General features: G+C 70.4%; 11 protein-coding genes. 9 read left to right on the top strand and 2 right to left on the bottom strand.

The genetic code is table 11. From position 1 onward, the window contains the following. The first annotated feature begins 173 nt into the window (after window positions 1-173). From QRD43_RS19610 to QRD43_RS19580, 7 genes are all read left to right on the top strand, one after another. Window positions 174-2,705 carry a glycogen/starch/alpha-glucan phosphorylase gene (locus QRD43_RS19610; RefSeq protein WP_285984185.1) on the top strand — a complete coding sequence of 844 codons (2,532 nt, stop codon included), beginning with the start codon at window positions 174-176 and terminating at the stop codon, window positions 2,703-2,705. Between the two features lie 23 nt (window positions 2,706-2,728). Next, window positions 2,729-4,915, top strand: coding sequence for a 1,4-alpha-glucan branching protein GlgB (glgB, locus tag QRD43_RS19605; protein WP_285984202.1), 2,187 nt, complete (start codon window positions 2,729-2,731; stop codon window positions 4,913-4,915). Next, window positions 4,908-7,076 (top strand): glycogen debranching protein GlgX, encoded by a 2,169-nt coding sequence (glgX, locus tag QRD43_RS19600; protein WP_285984184.1) that lies wholly within the window; start codon window positions 4,908-4,910, stop codon window positions 7,074-7,076. Before glgB ends, glgX begins: the two co-directional genes overlap by 8 nt. 54 nt (window positions 7,077-7,130) lie before the next feature. Then, window positions 7,131-8,645, top strand: a complete 1,515-nt coding sequence (gene malQ, locus QRD43_RS19595; RefSeq protein WP_285984183.1) for a 4-alpha-glucanotransferase — start codon at window positions 7,131-7,133, stop codon at window positions 8,643-8,645. 145 nt (window positions 8,646-8,790) lie between these two features. Beyond that, complete coding sequence (locus tag QRD43_RS19590; protein ID WP_285984182.1) at window positions 8,791-9,498, top strand: hypothetical protein; 708 nt, start codon at window positions 8,791-8,793, stop codon at window positions 9,496-9,498. Between the two features lie 79 nt (window positions 9,499-9,577). Beyond that, on the top strand, window positions 9,578-10,309 hold the full coding sequence (locus tag QRD43_RS19585) for a YoaK family protein (RefSeq protein ID WP_285984181.1): 732 nt from the start codon (window positions 9,578-9,580) through the stop codon (window positions 10,307-10,309). Window positions 10,310-10,404: 95 nt separating this feature from the next. Then, entirely contained in the window at window positions 10,405-11,601 is a 1,197-nt protein-coding gene (locus QRD43_RS19580; RefSeq protein WP_285984180.1) for a cation:proton antiporter, read from the top strand. Between the two features lie 90 nt (window positions 11,602-11,691). On the opposite strand, the gene QRD43_RS19575 is transcribed toward QRD43_RS19580, so the two are convergent. Further along, on the bottom strand, window positions 11,692-12,357 hold the full coding sequence (locus QRD43_RS19575) for a hypothetical protein (RefSeq protein ID WP_285984179.1): 666 nt from the start codon (window positions 12,355-12,357) through the stop codon (window positions 11,692-11,694). A 406-nt stretch (window positions 12,358-12,763) separates the two neighbouring features. On the opposite strand from QRD43_RS19575, the gene QRD43_RS19570 reads away from it, so the two are divergent. Beyond that, the gene (locus QRD43_RS19570) at window positions 12,764-14,992 is read left to right on the top strand and encodes a lipoxygenase family protein (RefSeq protein WP_285984178.1); all 2,229 of its coding nucleotides are present in this window, start codon (window positions 12,764-12,766) and stop codon (window positions 14,990-14,992) included. A gap of 64 nt (window positions 14,993-15,056) precedes the next feature. Then, window positions 15,057-15,596, top strand: coding sequence for an NADPH-dependent FMN reductase (locus tag QRD43_RS19565; protein WP_285984177.1), 540 nt, complete (start codon window positions 15,057-15,059; stop codon window positions 15,594-15,596). 55 nt (window positions 15,597-15,651) lie between these two features. On the opposite strand, the gene QRD43_RS19560 is transcribed toward QRD43_RS19565, so the two are convergent. Beyond that, a complete protein-coding gene (locus QRD43_RS19560; RefSeq protein WP_285984176.1) occupies window positions 15,652-20,676 on the bottom strand; it encodes a diguanylate cyclase domain-containing protein in 5,025 nt (1,674 codons plus the stop codon). Between the last annotated feature and the right edge of the window lie 177 nt (window positions 20,677-20,853).

Below are 20,853 nucleotides of genomic sequence, written 5' to 3'. Positions count from 1 at the left end.
CGCTGTAGTGAAACTACACAAAATCAGCGAGCTGGGCGATACTTTCATCGTCGCGCTCACACGTCCGGTCCGTGTGGGCTGTGTGTCCGATGTGCCGAGGGGCCCGAACCGGGGTCCGGCGGCCGACTGCCGAGGGCGGGCCGCCGGGCCGCGCTCTCTCTGGATGATTGCCCATGCTGTCCACGCTTCTCAACGCGGCCCGTTCCACGGCGCGAGGTGCCATGAACTCCGAATCCGCTTCCACTCCCCTGCAGGCCGCCTTCGAGGCTGCCCTTCAACGTGAACTGCAGCAGCGCGCGCTGGTCGGCGCCGCGCCCGGTCGCGACGAGCTGATGCGCGCCGCGGCCGCAGCCAGCCGCGAGCTGCTCGCCCGCCGCTGGGCGCAGACGCAGGCGGCCGATGCGCGGCGCGGTGACGACGCCGGCTGCCGCCGCGTGCACTACCTCTCGATGGAATTCCTGATGGGCCGCGCCCTGAGCAACGCCCTGGCCGCGCTGCGCCTCGATGGCGTGCTGCAGGCGCAGCTGCAGGCGCAAGGCCAGGACCTCTCCGGCGTGCTGGAGCGCGAGCCCGATGCCGCGCTGGGCAATGGCGGGCTCGGCCGCCTCGCCGCCTGCTTCCTCGACTCCTTCGCCGAGCTGGGTCTCCCATCCTTCGGCTACGGTCTGCGCTACCAGTACGGCATGTTCGCCCAGGGCATCCAGGACGGACGCCAGGTCGAGTCCCCCGACGACTGGCTGCGCCTGGGCAATCCGTGGGAGCTGCCGCGCCCCGAGCTGCGCTACCGCGTGGGCTTCGGTGGCCGCGTCGTGGTCGATGCCACCGGGTCGCGCCAGTGGGTGCCGGCCGAGGTGCTCGTGGCCCAGGCCTATGACTTCATCGTGCCCGCGCACCACAGCGAGCGGGTCTCGACCCTGCGCCAGTGGCATGCCCAGGCCGCCGAGACCATCGATTTCCAGGCCTTCTGCCGCGGCGACTACAGTCATGCCGCGAGCCGCCAGGTCGCGGCCGACGCGTTGAACTGGGTGCTGTACCCGGATGACTCCACCGAGGCCGGCCGCGAGCTGCGCCTCAAGCAGGAAGCCTTCCTCGTCAGCGCCTCGCTGCAGGACCTCATCGAGCGCCACCTGCGCGAGGGCCGCCCGCTGCAGACGCTGGGCACGCTCAACGCCATCCATCTCAACGACACGCACCCCGCGCTGGCCCCGGCCGAGCTGATGCGTCTGCTGCTGGACGAGCACGGCCTGCCCTGGGACGAGGCCTGGACCCTCACGCGCCAGGCCGTCTCGTACACCAACCACACGCTGATGCCCGAGGCCCTGGAGACGTGGCCCGTGCGCATGTTCGAGGCCCTGCTGCCGCGCCATCTCGAGATCATCTACGAGATCAACCACCGCTTCCTGCAGGAACTGCGCCAGCGCTTCCCCGGCGACGATGGGCTGACCGCGCGCGTCTCGCTGATCGACGAGGGCGGCACGAATGGTGGCAACTACGGCGGCGAGCGCCGCGTACGCATGGCCGCGCTGTCCATCGTGGCCTCGCACCGCGTCAACGGCGTGGCGGCCCTGCACTCGGACCTGATGGTGCAGACCATCTTCGCCGACTACGCCCGCATCTTCCCCGATCGCTTCCACAACGTGACCAACGGCGTCACGCCCCGCCGCTGGCTGCAGCAGGCGAACCCGGCGCTGTCCGCGGTGATCGACGGCCAGATCGGCACCGCCTGGCGCCAGGACCTGTCGCAGCTGCAGCAGCTGTCGGCCCATGCCAAGGATGCCGGTCTCATCGCCAGCTTCCGCACCGTGAAGCGCGCCAACAAGCAGCGCCTGGCGGACCGCATCCGCCGCGAACTGGGCCTCACCGTCAGTGTGGACAGCCTCTTCGATGTGCAGATCAAGCGCATCCACGAGTACAAGCGCCAGCTGCTGAACCTGCTGCACGTCATCGCCCGCTACCAGGCCATCGTCGCGAATCCGGACGGGGTGGACGGCCGCGGCTGGGTGCCTCGCACGGTCGTGATCGCCGGCAAGGCGGCCTCGGCCTATCACATGGCCAAGCTGATCATCCAGCTGGCCCACGACATCGGCCGGGTGGTCAACAGCGACCCGCGCGTGGGTGACCGGCTCAAGCTGGTCTTCCTGCCCAACTACGGCGTCTCGCTGGCCGAGACCATCATCCCGGCGGCGGACCTCTCGGAACAGATTTCCACCGCGGGCACCGAGGCCTCGGGCACCGGCAACATGAAGTTCGCCCTCAACGGTGCGCTGACGATCGGCACCTGGGACGGCGCCAACATCGAGATGGCCGAGCACATGGGCGTGGACCAGATGTTCGTCTTCGGCCTGCGCACCGAGGCCGTGGCCGGTCTCAAGAGCCTGGGCTACGACCCGCGCCTGTACGTCGAGCAGAACCGCCAGCTGCAGGCCGTGATCCGCGCCATCGCGGACGGTGACTTCTGCGGCGGTGACACGGCGCGCTACAAGCCGCTGGTCGACAAGCTGCTGGGCGCCGATCCCTACCTGTTGATGGCCGACTTCACCGACTACGTGGCCACGCAGCTGAAGGTCGATGCGGTCTACCGTGACCCGCAGGCCTGGGGCGAGCAGACCGTGCGCAACGTGGCGGGCATGGGCTGGTTCTCGTCGGACCGCACCATCGCCGAGTACGTCGAGCGGGTGTGGTCGCCCGCCTCGCTGAAGGCCTGACGCGCGGCGTGGCGAGCGGCGGCATGCTCGACGACGGCACCTGGCAGGCCCTGGCGCAAGCCCGGCATGGCGACCCCTTCGCCGTGCTGGGGCAGCACGCGGACGCCGAGGGGCGGCTGTGGCTGCGCGCCTGCCTGCCGGGCGCACAGGCCGTGCAGGTGCTGGATGCCGGCTCCGGCCGCGCGCTGTGCCGGATGGAGGTGCGCGAGCCGGGCCTGTTCTTCGAGGTCATCGTCCCGCGCCGCCGCAAGGCCTTCGCCTACCGGCTCTCGGTGCAGTGGTCGCCGGACGGTCCGTGGCAGGTGATGGACGATCCCTACGCCTTCGGCCCGCAGCTCGCTTCGGAGGACCTGGAGCCGCTCTCGGCAGGGCGTCATCTGCGGCCTTGGCGGGTGCTGGGCGCGCACCTGGCGCGCGTGGACGGTGTGGCCGGCACGCGCTTCGCCGTCTGGGCGCCGAATGCGCGCCGGGTCAGCGTGGTGGGGGGCTTCAACCAGTGGGACGGACGGCGCCATCCCATGCGGCGGCGCCACGAGGCCGGCGTGTGGGAGCTGTTCATCCCGGCGGTGCAGGCGGGAGACCTCTACCAGTTCGAGATCCTGGGCGCCGAGGGTCAGGTCTTGCGCAAGGCCGATCCCTACGCCCGCCAGGCCCAGTTCCGGCCGGACACCGCCAGCGTCGTCTGCCCCGAGCCGCCTCAGATGCGCCTGCCCGTGGACCGCCGCCCGGTGAACCGGCGTGATGCCCCGATCAGCATCTACGAGGTCCATGCGCCGTCCTGGCGCCGTCCGCCGGGCGGGGGCGCCTCGGACTTCGTGGACTGGGACACCCTGGCCGCCACGCTGCCGGGCTATGCCGCGGGGCTGGGGTTCACGCACATCGAGCTGCTGCCCATCGCCGAGCATCCCTTCGACGGCTCCTGGGGCTACCAGACCCTGGGCCTCTACGCGCCCACCGCGCGCCTGGGCGACCCGCGCGGCCTGGCGCGCTTCGTGGCCGCCTGCCATGCGCAGGGGCTGGGCGTGCTGCTGGACTGGGTGCCGGCGCATTTCCCGGCGGATGCCCACGGGCTCGTGCAGTTCGACGGCACGCACCTCTACGAGTACGCCGACCCGCGTGAGGGCTTCCACCGCGACTGGAACACGCTGATCTACCACTTCGGCCGCCTCGAGACCCAGCAGTTTCTGGTCGGCAATGCGCTGTACTGGCTGGAGCAGTGGGGCGTGGACGGCCTGCGCGTGGACGCCGTGGCCTCCATGCTCTACCGCGACTACTCCCGCCCGCCCGGCGAGTGGGTGCCCAATGTGCACGGCGGCCGCGAGAACCTCGAGGCCATCGCCTTCCTGCGCCGCATGAACGAGGTGATCGGCGCCGAGGCGCCCGGCGGCATCACCGTGGCGGAGGAATCGACCAGCTTTCCCGGCGTCAGTGCGCCCACCTCGGCCGGCGGCCTGGGCTTCCACTACAAATGGAACATGGGCTGGATGAACGACACCCTGCGCTACATGCACGAGGACCCCATCCATCGCAAGTGGCACCACGAGAAGATGAGCTTCGGCCTCGTGTATGCCTTCAGCGAGAACTTCGTGCTGCCGATCTCGCATGACGAGGTGGTGCATGGCAAGGGCTCGATGCTGGGCAAGATGCCCGGCGACCCCTGGCAGCGCTTCGCCAACCTGCGCGCCTACTACGGCTTCATGTGGGGCCACCCGGGCAAGAAGCTGCTGTTCATGGGCCAGGAGTTCGCCCAGGACACCGAGTGGAACCACGACGGCGAGCTGCCCTGGGCGCTGCTCGACGCGCCGGCCCACGCGGGCGTGCAGGTGCTCATCCGCGACCTCAACCGCCTCTACCGCGAGCGCCCGAGCCTGCACCGCCAGGACTGCGAGGCCGCGGGCTTCCAGTGGCTGGTGAGCGAGGACCGCGACCATTCCGTCTTCGCGTGGCTGCGCCAGGAGCCGGGCGGCGAGCGGACGCTGGTGGTCTGCAACTTCACGCCGGTGCCGCGTCCCGGCTACGCCATCCCGCTCCCGCCGGCGCTGCAGGGCAGCCGCTGGCGCGAGCGCCTGAACACCGATTCGACCCACTACGGCGGCAGCAACGACGGCAATGCGGCCGCGCTGCTGGCCGAGTCCGGCGGCGCGCTGCGCCTGCACCTGCCGCCGCTGGCCACCCTGTTTCTAGTGCCCGAGTCCGACGACCATGCCTGACGCCTTCCTGTCCCTGCCGGACCCGCTGCTGCCGGGCCGCACCGAGCCCCTGGGCACCCAGGCCCGCGACGGCGGCGTCAACGTCGCCGTGTTCTCCGAGCATGCCGAGGCCCTCGAGCTGTGCGTGTTCGATGCCGACGGCCAGCGCGAGTTGCGTCGCTACCGTCTGCACGGCCCGCACGACGGCGTCTTCCATGGCTTCCTGCCCGGCGTGGGGCCAGGTCTTGTCTACGGCTTGCGGGCGCACGGGCCGTATGCGCCCGAGCGGGGGCACCGCTTCAATGCGCACAAGCTGCTGCTCGACCCCTACGCCCGCGAGATCGTCGGTCGCTTCGCCTGGCGCGCCGAGCACCACGGCTACGAGCTGGGCCATCCGGACGGCGCACGCAGCCTGGATGTGCGGGACAACGCCCTGCACGCGCTGAAGGCCCGCGTGGCGGCGCCGGCGCTGCAGCCGAGCCCGCGGGCCTCCGCGCCGCGGCACGCGGCCGCCGATCTGCTGCTGTACGAGGTCCATGTGAAGGGCTTCTCGGCGCAGCACCCCGACATCCCCGAAGCCCTGCGCGGCAGCTACGCGGCGCTGGCGCATCCGGCGGCCATCGCCCATTTCCAGCGCCTGGGGGTGAGCACGCTCTCGCTGCTGCCGGTGCACTACGCCATCGACGAGCCGCACCTGGGCGACAAGGGCCTGCACAACTACTGGGGCTACAACACGCTGGGCTTCTTCGCGCCGGATCCGCGCCTGGCCAGCAGCGCGGTGCGCCATGATCCGGCCCGGGTGGCGGCGGAGTTCCGCGCCATGGTCGAAGCCCTGCATGCCGCGGGGCTGGAGGTGGTGCTGGACGTCGTCTACAACCACACGCCGGAGGGCAACGAGTTCGGTCCGACGCTCTCGTGGCGCGGGCTGGACAACCGCAGCTACTACCGCCACGTGCCCGACGACGCGAGCCGCGCCGAGAACCTCACGGGCTGCGGCAACACCCTGAATGCGCAGCATCCGCGCGTGGCGCAGTTCGTGCTCGATTCGCTGCGCTTCTGGGTGCAGGAGATGGGCGTGGACGGCTTCCGCTTCGACCTCGCGCCGGTGCTGGGGCGCGTCGCGCATGGCTTCGATCCGCACGCCGCCTTCTTCACGGCGCTTCGCCAGGACCCGGTGCTGGCGGGCGTCCACCTGATCGCCGAGCCCTGGGATGCGGGCTATGACGGCTACCAGCTGGGCCGCTTCCCCGGTCGCTTCATGGAGTGGAACGACAAGTTCCGCGACGCCGTGCGCGGCTACTGGATCGGCCCGGCGGCCACGCAGCCGCGCCTGGGGCACGCCATCAGCCGCGGCGAGTTCGCCCGCCGCTTCAGCGCGTCGAGCGATGTGTTCCACCATGCGCAGCGCCTGCCCACGGCCTCGGTCAACTTCATCGCCGTGCATGACGGCTACACCCTGCACGACCTGCTGAGCTACAGCGGCAAGCACAACCAGGCCAACGGCGAGGACAACCGCGACGGCCGCGACGGCGAGCTGGCCCACCATTTCGGCCATGAGGGCGAGGGGGCCCCTGCCGACGTGCAGGCCACGCGCGAGCGCCTGCGCCGCGCCATGCTGGCCACGCTGCTGCTGGCCCAGGGCACGCCCATGCTCAATGCGGGCGACGAGCTGGCCAACACGCAGCAGGGCAACAACAACGCCTACTGCCAGGACAACCCGCTGGGCTGGCTGGACTGGCACCACGACAGCGCCGCGCTGCAGGCCTTCGTGGCCCGCGTGAGCGCCCTGCGCCGCGCGCAGCCGCTGCTGCGGCACGAGCGCTGGTTCGTGTCGGCCGGGCAGGGCGCCTGCGCCCAGCCGGGGGATGCGCAGCTGCGCTGGTTCTCGCCGCACGGTCACGAGATGCAGGTGCAGGACTGGCACCTCGGCCACGAGCAGGCCCTGGCCTGCGTGATCTCCTCCCTGCCGGCTGGCGAGTCCCCGCCGCTGGCGCTGCTCTTCAACCCGGAGCCGCAGCCACTGCGTTTCCAGGCGCCGGCCGAGTGCCGCGGCACGCACTGGCGTCTGCTGCTCGACAGCAGCCAGGCCGACGGCCGCCCCGCGGTGCAGGCGCTGTCCCTGGATCTCGCCCTCGAGGTGCCGGCGCACAGCGTCTGGCTGCTGCAGTCACAGGCGCCCTGAGCCGGTGAGCGCCTCACCCTCCATTTCCCTCCCATTTGTACGAGACTTGCGCGCATGGACCTGAACCAACGCCTCGCCGGTGTGCTGCTGCACATCACCTCGCTGCCCGGCCCGCACGGCATGGGCGACTTCGGCCCCGATGCCTACCGCTATGTGGACTGGCTGCAGTCCGCCGGCCAGGGGCTGTGGCAATGGCTGCCCTCGACGCCCATCGGCCCGGGTGACAGCCCCTACCAGGGCGTCTCGGCCTTTGCCGGCAGCCCCTGGATGGTGGCCTTCGAGCCCTTGGTCGAGAAGGGCTGGACGAGTGCGCCGCAGCTGCCGCCCGAAGGCTTCGACGCCGCGCGCGTCGACTACGGCCGCGTGCTGCCCTGGCGTGAACAGCAACTGCGCCTCGCCGAGGCCGGCTTCCGGGCGAAGGCGACGGCGGCCGAGCGGGCCGAGTTCGCGGCCTGGTGCGCCGCACAGGCCGACTGGCTGGACGACTACGCGCTCTTCATGGCCATCCGCAGCCCGCGCGGCGGTCAGCCCTGGTGGCTGTGGCCGCAAGACCTGGCACGCCGTGAAACCGCGGCCCTCGCCGCCGCACGCCGTGAGCACGCCGCCGAGATCGCCTTCTGGTGCTTCGTGCAGTGGTGCTTCGACTGGCAGGTCGCCGGTCTGAAGCGCTACGCCAACGAGCGCGGCGTGCGCATCATGGGCGACCTGCCCATCTTCGTCGCCCACGACAGCGCCGACTGCTGGGCCCGCCCGGACCTCTACGACCTTGACGCGCAGTTCCAGACCGTCACCGTGGCCGGCGTGCCGCCCGATGCGCTCTCCGCCGAGGGCCAGCGCTGGGGCAATCCGCTGTACCGCTGGGACCGCATGGCCGCCGAAGGCTATGCCTGGTGGACGGCCCGCGTGCGTCGCGCGCTGAGCAGTGCCGACGTCTTCCGCATCGACCACTTCCGCGGCTTCGCCGGCTACTACGAGATCCCCGGCAGCAGCCCCGACGCCAAGCAGGGCGTGTGGCGCACCGGCCCCGGCCAGGCCTTGTTCGATGCCATCGAGCAGGCCCTGGGCCCGCTGCCCATCGTGGCCGAGGACCTGGGCTTCATCACCGAGGATGTGCACCAGCTGCGCGACGCCTGCGGCTTCCCCGGCATGAAGATCCTGCAGTTCGGCTTCGGCGGCGACGGCACGCACGAGTTCCTGCCGCAGATGTGGCCGCGCGCCGCCGTGGCCTACACCGGCACGCACGACAACGACACCGTGCTGGGCTGGTGGCGCAACGCCAGCGCCCGCGAGCGCGCCTTCGCCGGCGCCTACCTGGCCTGCGGCGAGCACGACGTGCACTGGGCCATGATCCGTGCCTGCTGCAACTCCGTCGCCACTATGGCCGTCTTCCCCATGCAGGATGTGCTGGGCCTGGGTGGCGAGCACCGCATGAACGTGCCGGGCATCCTTGGCGGCAACTGGGCCTGGCGCCTGCGCTGGGACCTGGTGACGGGCGAGCACACCCGCGTGCTGGGGCTTATCACCGCCGCCAGCGGGCGGGCGGACGTGGGGCTGATGCGCCTGCCCTGATTGGCCGGGGCGGCGGATCCGGCCGCGGCTTTGAGAACGGATACAGGCCCTTACAACAAGGGCCGATGGTGCTTCGCGAGTGTGCCCACAATCGGCGCGACATGGCCATCCGCAGCCATGGCTTGCCACCAGTTTGGGGTCCTCCATGCGCCATCCGTCCGCTGCTGCCGTCGTGCTTGCCTGCTTGTTTGCCGCGTCTCCGGGGCTGGCCGGGGCGCAGGCCGCGCCTCGCACGCTGGAGACCCTGGGCCTGGCAGTGGGGCAGTCCGCCGACGAGGTCGACAGCATCACCCGCGCGCTCGGCTATGTGCTGCTCAGTCGCAAGACATTGCCAGCGGCGGCGGGCATGCCGGCGCATGTCGCCGAGGTCTTCTACGTCCGGCGGAGCCCGCAGGGCGAGCGCCAGGCCGCCATCGGCATCGGCTTCGGGCCACTCACGGGCAAGGCCCTGGTGATTGCCCGCGAAGAGACGCTGGACAAGCCGAGGGCGGTGTCGGCCGCGCGGGCCGAGATGGTCCAGAAGTACGGCCCGGCCCTGCCCAGCGAGGGCGGCCTCCACGAGCTGCACTGGGCGGCGCTGAAGGACTGGAGCTCCCCCAACAGCGTCAGCAAGTGCTGGCCCGCCGCCTATCCCGTCGTCAGCTACCAGCAGGACCTGCCGGGCCACCGGCATTGCCGGTCGGGCGTGGAGGTGCTGCTGGGCAAGGGGGCGTCGACCTTCAGCGTGCTCAGGCTCAGCCTGGCGGACTTCGACCGCTACGTGTCGGAGTGGGGTGCCTACGCCCGGCAGTTGCGCGAGGCGCAGCACGCCGACCTGAAACGGACCCAGTCGCGGCCGGCGCCGAAGCCGTGACGGCCGGGCGCCTGGCGACGACGCCTGGCGCGTCAGTGGTCAAATGCGGTCTGCACGCCCCCTTTCGAACGCCTCGCGCATGCCCACCCACTACGCCAGATTCCTGATCGGGCGCCACCGCACCGTTGCCGCCAACCGCCAGCTGGGCTGGCTGCTGGCCCTGGTCGCGGGGGCCATCAACGCCGGGGGCTATCTCGCGGTGCGTCAGTACACCTCGCACGTCACGGGCATCGTGTCCGCGGTGGCGGACAACCTGGCGCTGGGGCAGCTGGACCTGGTCGTGGACGGCGTCATCGGCGTGCTGTCCTTCCTGCTGGGGGCGATGTGCAGCGGCATCCTCGTCAACTTTGCGCGGCGACGGGCCCTGGCCAGCGAATATGCCCTGCCGCTGCTGCTGGAGTCGGTGCTCATCCTGGGCTTCGGCCTCCTGGGCGCGCGCCTGGCCGCCTTTGAGGGCCTGCTGCTGCCCTTCACCGTGATCCTGCTGTGCTTCATCATGGGCCTGCAGAACGCGGTCGTGACCAAGCTGTCCGGCGCGGTCATCCGCACGACGCACATGACGGGCATCGTGACGGACCTCGGCATCGAGCTCGGCAAGCTCGTGTACTGGAATGCCGACCCCGCGCTGCCCAACCCCGTCCGTGCGGACCGCGACCGCCTCAAGGTGCTCGGCGGCCTGCTGGCGGCCTTTCTCGTGGGCGGCGTCTCGGGGGCCTACGGCTTCAAGGCCATCGGCTACGGCTTCACCATCCCCATCGCCGTGCTGCTGGCCGTGATCTCCCTGGTGCCGGCCTGGGACGACCTGCACTAGCGGACTGGCGCGCCCGGTTTCATCGGGTTTCAAGATGCATGGCCTCCGGGTGAGCCCTGCTGCGCCGGGCGGGGCGGGGCGGGCATCATGCGCCGATGAACACGACCGAAGTCTTCCTGATCGCGATGACGATCATCTTCACGGTGCCCTACCTGATCTGGCGGCTGGGGCGCACCGACTACTGGGCCCCGCTGGTCGTCGTCCAGATCCTCACGGGCATCGTGCTCGGGCCGGGCGTGCTGGGCCGCGCGTTTCCGGACTACTACCAGTTCGTGTTCAGTGCGCCGGTGGTGCAGTCCCTCAACGGCGTGGCCTGGTGGGCGGTGATGCTCTTCGTGTGGATCGCCGGCATCGAGCTGGATCTGAAGAAGGCCTGGATCCATCGCGTGGAGAGTGGCATCACGGCCGGTCTGGCGCTGGGCACGCCGCTGATCGCGGGCAGTCTCGTGGGCCTGGGCCTGCTCGGCGGTGGCTGGATGGGGGCGAAGGCCGAGACCTGGCAGTTCGTGCTGGGCGTGGGCATGTCCTGCGCGGTGACGGCGCTGCCCATCCTCATCCTGCTGATGGAGAAGCTGGAGATCCTTCGCCAGCCGCTGGGCCAGCGCATCCTGCGCTATGCCAGCCTCGACGACATCGCCATCTGGGGCGTGCTGGCGCTGATCCTCATGGACTGGACGCGCGTGGGTCGGCAGGGCCTGTTCCTGCTGGCCTTCGCGGTGGCGACCTGGGGCCTGCGCGCGCTGATGCGGCGCCTGCCCGAGCGCGACCGCTGGTTCGTGAGCCTGATCTGGCTGGCGATCGTGTCCTTCGGGGCCGACTGGTCCGGCCTGCACTTCATGGTCGGCGCCTTCCTCGCCGGGGCCGTGATGGACGCGGACTGGTTCAACCAGGACCACATGGACCTGCTGCGCCACCACGTGCTGATGGTGCTGATGCCGGTGTTCTTCCTCTCCACGGGGCTGCGCACCAACTGGCAGATGGGCGGCTATGCGGTCTTCGGCGTGGCCGCGCTGCTGCTGGCGGCCTCCGTGGCCGGCAAGCTCCTGGGCCTGCGGATCGCCGGTCGGATCCTGCGCTGGCCTCCCGGCGAGGCCAGCATCATCGGCTGGCTGCTGCAAACCAAGGCGCTGATCATGATCATCTTCGCCAACGTGTTGCTGGACAAGCAGATCATCACCGCCGAGACCTTCACCGCGCTGCTGCTGATGGCGGTGGGAAGCACGATGCTGACGGTGCCGGTGGTGGCGCCGCGGCTGCGGCCGACGCTGGCGTTGCTGAAGCGGGCGAGCTGACGGGCGATCAGGACGTCGCACGCCAGCCGGCCCCGCGCCGATCGCGCGGCCGGGATCGGGATCGGGCGAGGCGATGGGCCGGGTCAGGGATCAATCGGATTCATCGTCGCCGTCGTAGCCGGATTCATGCAGGGCCCGTGCCTCCATGCCGAGTTCGTGGTCCTGGAAGCGGTCCTCCATCAGCAGGTTCCACATGCGGTCGTTGTATTCGTCGGCATGGTCGGCCTTGGCCTGCCGGTAGGCCTGCGGCTGATTCTCGTACGCGTCGCGTGACGGGCGCGCATCGTCGGAGCGCCGGGCGAGCCTGTACAGCGCGACGGCCTGCTCGTCGTTCAGGGGCTGCATGTGCCCCAGGCTGCCTCGCGAGGTGTGCGTGATGGGCCCGTCGACGGTGCGGCTCTCGACAAGGCGCTCGCCGCGTCGATTGACCTGCCCGGCGTTCAGCGGACGGATCGCGTCCCCGCGTCCGTGCCGGTAGCTGCTTCGCTTCGACACGTGTGGGCCGCTCTTGTGCATCAGCCGGATCCGGCGGCCGTAGTTCTCCTGGTGCTCGGGATCTTGTGCATACACACTGCCGATCCGGCCGCCGGTGCGGCTGGCATAGCGGGTCTTGCCGCCGGTGAACCGGGTTCGGGTGCATTGGATGGGCGGGGCGGAGACCGGCGTCGGTGCCTGCGGGGGCGGGACGGCCTGCCCGGACTCGAGGGGCACGGCGGGGCGGCGCGCGGCCTGGATCGACTGTCGTTGCAGCGTCATGCGGGGCGATGCATGGAGGGCGGACTGCAGCGCCCCTGCGGTGTGCGGCGCGATCGCCGCCCGGGGCTGGGCCGTGGGGGCGGCGGCCGGCTCCCGCGCCGTTGCCGCCGCCTGCGCTTGACGTGTCTTCATGGGTTTCCTCCCGGTGCGGGCCGACCCGCATGGCAGCCACCGTATCGCAGCACGGGGGCGCAGGCCATCAGAAAAATGCGGATTTCGAGGGCCGCCTGACCCGAAGGAAGCGTGGGTCGAGCACCGGACCGGCCCGTTGCACCAATGACGGATCACCCCTGTCTCTCCGGATTTTTTCTCCCCTGAGACGCCCTCGCGCAGTGGTAACTTCCGTGCCACCCGCGCCAGGCAGTTGGCAGTGCGCGCCCCAAAACAACCCGCCCGGCGCGCACGAGTGAGCAGTCCCCGACTCGTGAGCCGCCGCATCAGCGAGACGACTCCGATGAGCCTCTTCCAGACCCCCGCCAGCAACGCCAACCCGGCCCAGGTGCCGAGCCTGCCGCAGCACCATGACGCCGAGGCGCAGAAGGCACGCGCCTTCCAGCTCTCCATCGCCCGCACGCAGTACAACTACATGCAGAGCTACCTGGAAGGCGTGCCGCTGTCGGCCGACCTGCCGGACAGCGAGAAGTTCAGCGTCGACTACGAGGCGCAGGTGGTGCAGGTCTTCCTGGAGCTGACGGACAACTTCAAGCGCGTCGTGATGATGCTGCTGGAGCGGGAGCTGCTGGCCGACGTGCCCACCGCCGCGCTGCGTCGCGTGGAGGAGACCTACGAGAAGCTCAGCAAGGACTTCAGCCTGCTGCACCCGCTGCGGGACCTGGAGGAGCTGAAGGCCTTCTACGAGGCGATCGCCGCGCTGCCCTCGGCACTGGAGAGCCTGCAGAACCTGCCCAAGGACCTGGCCAAGATGGCCGTCGGCCTCGAGGCGGTCTTCAAGGAGTTCCTGGAAAACGGCCCCACGGCCTTCCTGAAATCCACGCTCTTCGACATGCTCAGCGAGGAGCCCGGCCGCAACTACCTGCAGGCCCAGGGCATCGAGGACTACGAGCGCCTTTTCGTGAGCCTGCCCACGCCGTTGATGCTGTCCATCCAGGAGCAGCCCTGGATGCCCCAGGGCCAGGGCAAGCCCTGCCAGCAGGACTGGTTCTTCGGCTGGCTGCAGACGGCCGGCTACAACACGGCGATGCTGCGCGCCGTGGTGCCGGCGCCGGTCGCGCCGGACGTGGACGACCCCATGGAAGGCATCCAGAAGATGCCCCTGGCCGATCTGCTGGCCAAGATGCCGGTCACGGACGCGATGCTGCAGAAGGAGACCGGCCAGGCCGGCCTGACGCTGGCGCAGGCCGCGGAGCAGGGGCGCCTCTTCGTGTGCGACTACGCGCTGCTCAACGGCGCCTGGGCCGATCCACTGCACGGCGAGCAGCGCTACATGGCCGCGCCCATCGCGCTCTTCTTCTGGAACACCACGCCGCCGGCCGGCTACCCGGCGCTGCCCGACGGCGTGCTGCAGCCGATTGCCGTGCAGCTCGCGCAGCAGCACGATGCCGAGACCGCGCCCATCTACACCCCGCATGACGCCGGGAACGCCAACGACGCCCAGGGCTTCAAGTGGCGCATCGCGAAGTACTTCGTGAACGTGGCCGCGGCCATCCAGCACGAGGCCATCGCCCACCTGGGCGCCTGCCACCTCATCATCGAGCCCATCGTCGTCGCCGCCCACCGGCAGCTGGCCGAGGGGCACCCGATCCTGAAGCTGCTCGCGCCGCATTTCCGCTTCACCATCAACATCAACGACTCCGCCATCCACAGCCTCATCATCCCGGGCGGCGTGGTGGCGACGAATGTCGGCCCGGCCATCGAGTGCACGCTGGGCGTGCTGGCGCAGGCGCACCAGGCCTACCGCTGGGACGACAACCACCCCGAGCGCCTCTTCCGCCTGCGCGGCGTGGACGGCCTGCCCCAGTTCCCCTTCCGCGACGACACGATGCTCCTGTGGCAGGCGACGCACCGCTTCGTCGACCGCTACCTGCGCCTCTACTACACGAGCGATGCGGAGGTGGCGGGGGACTACGAGCTGCAGAACTGGATCCACGAGATGACGGCGCCGCAGTTCGCGGGCTTCAAGGGCATGCGCGGCCTCAAGGCCACCGGCGACAAGAAGCGGCCCTGGCGCATCGAGAGCCTGGCCTACCTCATCGAGGTGGTGGCGCAGATCATCTACGTGGCCGGCCCGCAGCACGCGTCCGTCAACTACGCGCAGTACCCGCTGATGTCCTACATGCCCGCGGTGGCCGGCACGCTCTACGATCCCGCGCCGGCGCGCAGCACCGTCGTGGCCAGCGAGCAGGACTGCATCCGCTGGTACCCGCCGCTGGACGTGTCGCTGTACACCTTCTCCTTCGAGTACCTGCTCTCCGGCGTGCAGTACGACACCTTCGGCCACTACGAGCACAACCCGCGCAACCCGTACTTCCAGGATCCGCGTGTGGGCCCGCTCGTGGCGGACCTCCAGACGGACCTGGCCCTGGCCGAGCGCGAGATCCGCGGGCGCAACCGCCTGCGCCCGGTGGAATACCCCTTCCAGCTGCCGTCGCAGATCCCGAATAGCATCAGCATCTGATCAACGGGCGACGGCCGGCGCGGGGCAGGGGCTCCGCACCGGCCGCCTCGGCAAGGAGCACACGATGACGAAGAAGATCCTGGTGATGAGCGGCAGCCTGCGCGCCGCCTCGCGCAACACGGCCCTGGCCCGCTACGCCCTGCGCCACGCGCCCGAGGGGCTGCAGCTGGAGATGGCGGACATCAGCCAGTTCCCGTTCTACAACGCGGACCACCCCACGCCGCCGCCCGCCGTGCAGCGCTTCTTCGAGCAGCTGCGCGCCGCCGACGGTCTGCTGCTGGCCTGCCCGGAGTACAACTACTCGATCGCCCCGGCGCTCAAGAATGCGCTGGACTGGGCCTCGCGGGAGAAGGACAACCACCTGCTCGCCGGCAAGACCGTGGGCCTGATGGGTGCGGGCGGCGGCATGGGCACGTCGCGGGCGCAGTACCACCTGCGCCAGGTGGCCGTGTGCCTGGACCTCCACGTGCTGAACAAGCCCGAGGTCTTCTGCAATGCCTTCACGGCGGGCCTGTTCGACGAGCAGAACGAGCTGGTGGATGAGCGCATCCAGGGTCTCGTGAAGCAGTTGCTCGAGGCCCTGAAGGCGGCCCTCAAGACCTGACCCTGCCGGCCACCCCGCGGCGGGCGTCACCGGACGGGGCGTTCCGCCGCTGCCGTCAGATCTGGGGGTCGAAGCGCGTCCAGCGGCGCCGTCCGCCGCGCTTGGCGCGGTATAGCGCCTGGTCGGCGTGGCTCAGCAGCATCTCCGGCGTGCTGGCCTCGCTGGCCTGCAAGGTGCTGCAGCCGAGGCTCAGGCTCACATGCGGACCGGCGGCGGACTTGGCGTGCGGGATGGCCAGCGCCTCGATGGCGTCCAGGCAGGCCTGCGCCAGGCGCTCGGCCGCGGGCGCTTCCGTGTCCGGCAGCAGCAGCGCGAACTCCTCGCCCCCGTAGCGCGCCACGAGGTCGCTGCCCCGGCTGGCCACGCCCTGCAGCAGCTGCGCCACCGTCTTGATGCAGCGGTCGCCCTCGAGGTGGCCGTAGTGGTCGTTGAACTGCTTGAAGTGGTCGATGTCCAGCATCAGCAAGGACAGCGGTGTGCCATGGCGCTGGCTGCGCCGCCATTCGATGGCAAGGCGCTCGTCGAAAGCGCGTCGGTTGGCGATGCCCGTGAGGCCGTCGCGCATGCTCATCTGGCGCAGCTCCTGCGTGCGGCGCTCGACTTTCTCCTCCAGCTGCTCGTACAGCCGCGCATTGGCCAGCGAGATGGCGGCCTGCGAGCTCAGCAACTCCAGCGTCTGCTGATGGCGCGGCGTGAAGGCGTTCTCCAGCTGCCGGCTTTCCAGGTAGATGACGGCCGCGAGCTTGCCCTGGTTGAGCACCGGCAGGCACAGCACGGACTTGGGCTGGCACTGCCGCAGGTAGCGGCTCTGCGCGAAGCGCTCGTCCTCGGCGGGCCGGTTGAGCCGCTGGGTGCGGCGGCTGAGCTTGGTGAACTCGATCAGGCTGCTCGGCAGCAGGGCCTCGCTCCCGCGGTTGACCTCGTCCAGCGGGCGCGCGATGCGGCTCGAGACCAGGCGGTGATGCTCGTCCACACCGCCCACGACCTCGACGATGAGGCGTCCTTCGTCCTCCAGCACGATGGCCCCGCGCTCGGCGCCCGCGTTCTCCAGCAGCACGCCCAGCATCTGGGGCAGCAGCGCGTCGAGCTGGATTTCCTGGGTGAGCAGCTGGTTGGCCTTGAGCAGGGAGTGCAGGTCCAGGCGGCTGATCTGGTCGAGGGAGTCGCGGTAGGTCGGGCTGCTGCGGCTCTGGCTGCCTTGCGGGCCGCGGGCACTGGAGAAGGCCAGGCCGGGCCATTGCGCCTCGAGCTGGCGGCATTTCACGACGGCGCCCCACTGGCGGTAGTGGTAGTGGGCCTCGCGGATGAAGTTGCGGGCGAGCTGCGGCTGGGCCTTGGCGGTCCAGTAGTCGGCGTAGAGCTCGTTGGCCAGTGCCGCGCAGGGCGCGAAGCCGCTGGCCTGCGCCTGCTCGACGGCCTGGCTGTAGAAGGCCATCGCCGCCTCGTCCCGGCCTTCGGCGCGGGCCAGCTCGGCGGCGATCAGCAGCTGCTTGTGCAGGAAGTTGGTCTCCCCGTGGCGTGCCCAGGTCTCGAAGCGGGTCAGCAGCTGGCGGGCCGTGTCGATCGCGGTGTCGTCGGTCGGGAAACCGCTGCGCAGATGGCCGAGCGCCGAATAGAAGCTGCTCTCCACGAGCGAGGGGCTGTCAGGCAGGCACAGGGCGACCATGGGCAGCAGGGGCAGGGCCTGGCGCCAGCCCTCGGCGTCCCGCAGCAGGTAGCTGTGGCGCAGGCGCGCCGCGACCATCAGCGCCAGCGGGATGCTCGGCTGCAGCGGCTGGGCCTCGAGCAGTGCGCTGGCGCGGCAGGCCTCGGTGTCGAAGCTCAGGGGCGACAGCGTGCGCCCGGTCAGTGCCAGCAGCGGCTGCAGCACGCCGTGGCGCAGCATGGACTCCGTCGCCGGCTGGCGCGTCCTGTTCAGGAACTTGATCCCGCGCTCGCAGTGCACCTCCAGTTCGTCCAGCGGCGTGCCCAGCGCGAAATGGTTGACGGCGCTCAGGAGCGCGCAGTAGCCGGCCGCCAGCGGGTTGGTGCCGCTCTGGCCCAGCTCCCAGCCCAGCTCGACTTGCCGGATCGCGGCGGACAGCGGTTCGCACCAGTGCTGGTAGAAGGCGCTGAAGTACTGGTAGACGGTGATGCGGAAGTAGGCCGCGCCTCGGCGCTCGGCCAGCAGGCGCGCGAGGTGGCCGAGCGCATAACACTCGGTGTAGGGGCGCTGCATGACCGAGCGGGAGGTCATGTGCGCCACGTAGGCGATGCAGCTGAGGTCGCTCTGCCCGTGCGCGAGCGTCGTGCTCATCATGCGGCAGGTGTTCAGCACGAAGGCGGCGAAGCGGCTGGTCTGGTAGCTCGCGTAGGACAGCGCCATGCACAGGCGCATCTCGAGCAGGGCTCGCGGGTCCTGCATCTCGGGGGCGCGCAGGATCGCGTCCTCGCCCTGGTCCGCGAGCTGCTGCTCGGTGGCGGCGAACTCGTCCGGGAACAGCGCCTGGGCCGCCTCCTCGGTCGCGGGGAAGGGGCGGCCGATCTCCTCCAGGGCCTTGAGCAGCACGGTGAAGGCATCGCCGAAGCGGCCCTGGATGTGGTACTGCTCGGCCTGCACCAGGCCCAGCAAGGCCCGCCCGTCGCCCGAGGGGCAGGCGGCCTGGGCCAGCGGGTAGAGGCGCTCGGCCGCGTTGAAGTTGCCAGCCAGGTATTCGGCTTCCGAGAGCTCGCGGTACAGCGCCAGCGTGCCGTCCGGGTCCTGCTCCCAGGCGTCCTCGGGCAGCAGGGCATGGGCGTGGCGAAGGAAGTCCACCGCGGTGGCGTGGGCCGAGGCGGCCTTGGCCCGCAGGCCGGCACGCAGATTGAGCCGGCGCAGCGTGGCCAGCTCCTGCGGCTCGTGCATCAGGCCGCGGCCGGCATTGAGGCAGGCCAGGATGCTGAAGAGCCGCTGCTCTCGCTGGGCCTCGTTGCTGGCGGCCAGCAGGCGGCGGCCGCAGCGCAGCTGCAGCGCTGCCAGGTCATGCAGCGGGGTCAGGTCATGCGCGGCCTGCTGCACGCGGTCGTGCAGGAAGCGGTAGCGGGCCTCGGCCAGCAGCGCCGGCGTGCCGGTGAACTTGTAGCCCTCGTCCAGCGGCAGCACGAGGCTGGCCTGCAGCGCGGGCCACAGGGCGCGCGCGCAGGCATCGGCGTCGAGGTCGCTCACGGCCATGAGCTCGCTGAGCGAGAAGCTCTCGCCGAGGTGGGCCGCATTGGCCAGCAGGCGCTGCGTGAGCGGGGCGAGGCCGCGCATGCCGTCCAGCATCAGCGTCACGACGTTGTCCGTCATGTCACGCTGGCGGATGCGGGTCATGTCCCAGGCCCAGCGGCCGCTGCGTCGCTCATAGCGCAGGTCGCCCAGGGCATGCAGGCGGCGCAGGAACTGGTTGAGGAAGAAGGGATTGCCGCGGGTCTTCTCGACGCACAGCTCCGCAAGGGCCTCGATGTCCTCCGGCTTGCTGTGCAGGCTGTCGGCGATCAGCTGCGAGACGTGCTCGGACTGCAGGTGATCCAGGTGCAGGCGCCCCGGTGCGGGCACACCCGCCTGGCGCAGGCTCAGCAGCATCTGCTGCAGCGGGTGGCCGTCATCCACCTCCTGGTCGCGGAAGGCCCCGACCACCAGCAGGCAGCAGTGGCCTTCCGGGTCCGCCAGCAGGTGCTGCAGCAGGCGCAGGCTCGGCCCGTCCACCCACTGCAGGTCATCGAGGAACAGCGCAATGGGATGGGCGCTGTCTGCCAGGGCGCGGGTGAAGGCGGCGAAGGCGAAGTGGAAGCGCTGCTCGTTCTCGGCGGCGGGCAGCGCGGGCAGGGCGGGGATCTCGCCGATGAGCAGGCTCAGCTGCGGCAGCAGCGCAGCCACCGTGCCGGCGGTGTCGCCCAGGGCCAGGCGCAGGGTGTCGCGCCAGTAGCTGCGGCGCTCCTCGCCCTCGGAGGCGAGCAGCTCGACGAAGGGCTGGAAGGCCTGGCACAGCGCGGCATAGGGCTCGTTGCGGCGGTACTGGTCGCATTTTCCGCGCAGGAAGTAGCCGCGCCGGGCCAGCACGGGCCGGTGCAGCTCGGCCACCAGGGCCGTCTTGCCGATGCCCGAGGCCCCGCTGACGAGCAGGAGCTCCGCCCGCCCGGCCGCCGCCCGCTCGAAGGCCTCCAGCATGGCGGCCGCCTCGGCTTCGCGGCCGTAGAGTTTCTGGGCGATGCAGAAGCGCTCGGGGGTGTCATGCCGGCCGAGCTCGAAGTCGTCGATGTGGCGGCGGTGCGCCCAGTCGCGGGCGCACTGCTCGAGGTCCTCCAACAGCCCGTAGCTGCTCTGGTAGCGCTCATCGGGGTACTTGGCCAGCAGCTTCTGCACGACGCGCGAGAGCGGGGCAGGGATGCTCTCATCGAGCAGGTGCAGCGGTGTCGGCATCACGGCAAGCTGCGCGTGCAGCAGGGCCATGGGGTCGCTCAGCAGGAAGGGTCGGCGGCCGGCGAAGAGCTCGTAGAGCGTGATGCCCAGCGAATAGAAGTCGCTGCGGTAGTCCACCTCGAGGCTGGTGCGGCCGGTCTGCTCGGGAGAGATGTAGTCCAGCGTGCCGCGCAGCCCCGGCCCCGGGGGCGCCTCCTCGCGGTCCAGCGGCGAGGACAGCGCGAAGTCGCAGAGCTTCAGGCGCATCTGGCGCAGGTCGACCAGCACGTTCTTGGGCGCGACGTCGCCGTGGATCAGCCGGTGAGCGTGGACGTCGCTGAGCGCGCGGCACAGCTGCAGGGCCAGGCCCAGCTTCTCCCCCAGATCGAGGTGCTGGCCCTCGATCAGCTGCGCGAGGCTGCTCGTGGCGAAGGCCTCCATGGCCAGCACCAGCTTGCGCCCGTCCTGGTGCAGGGCGCGCGCCTTGACCACCCACTCGGAGTCGATCGATTGCAGGGTGTGGAACTCATGCCGCCAGCGGGCCAGCAGCTCGGGTGCCGGCTGCTCGCTGTCGGGGTACTTGAGGACGACACGCTCGCCATCCGGCGCCACGGCCGCCGCCACCACGGTGTCGGCATTCGCGTAGATGACGTCGGTCTGGCGGTAACCGGCAATGAGCATCGGAAGAGGGGAGGAACCTGGAGCTGACCACCCGACGCTCCTCCTGGCAGAAGGCGGCGGACGCAATGAAACAGACGAGAGAGTGTCGCAAATGACTGATGACAGTCAGCAGGAAAACACCGATGGAGTTCGGGGTTTCCGACGGCCAAGCGCATTTTTCCCGCTGCGAGCGTGGAG

This window comes from Roseateles subflavus, from assembly GCF_030285365.1.
Lineage (GTDB): Bacteria > Pseudomonadota > Gammaproteobacteria > Burkholderiales > Burkholderiaceae_C > Roseateles_B > Roseateles_B subflavus.
The sequence above is the reverse complement of the archived record's forward strand: the minus strand, read 5'-3'. Positions and strand labels throughout refer to the sequence as shown.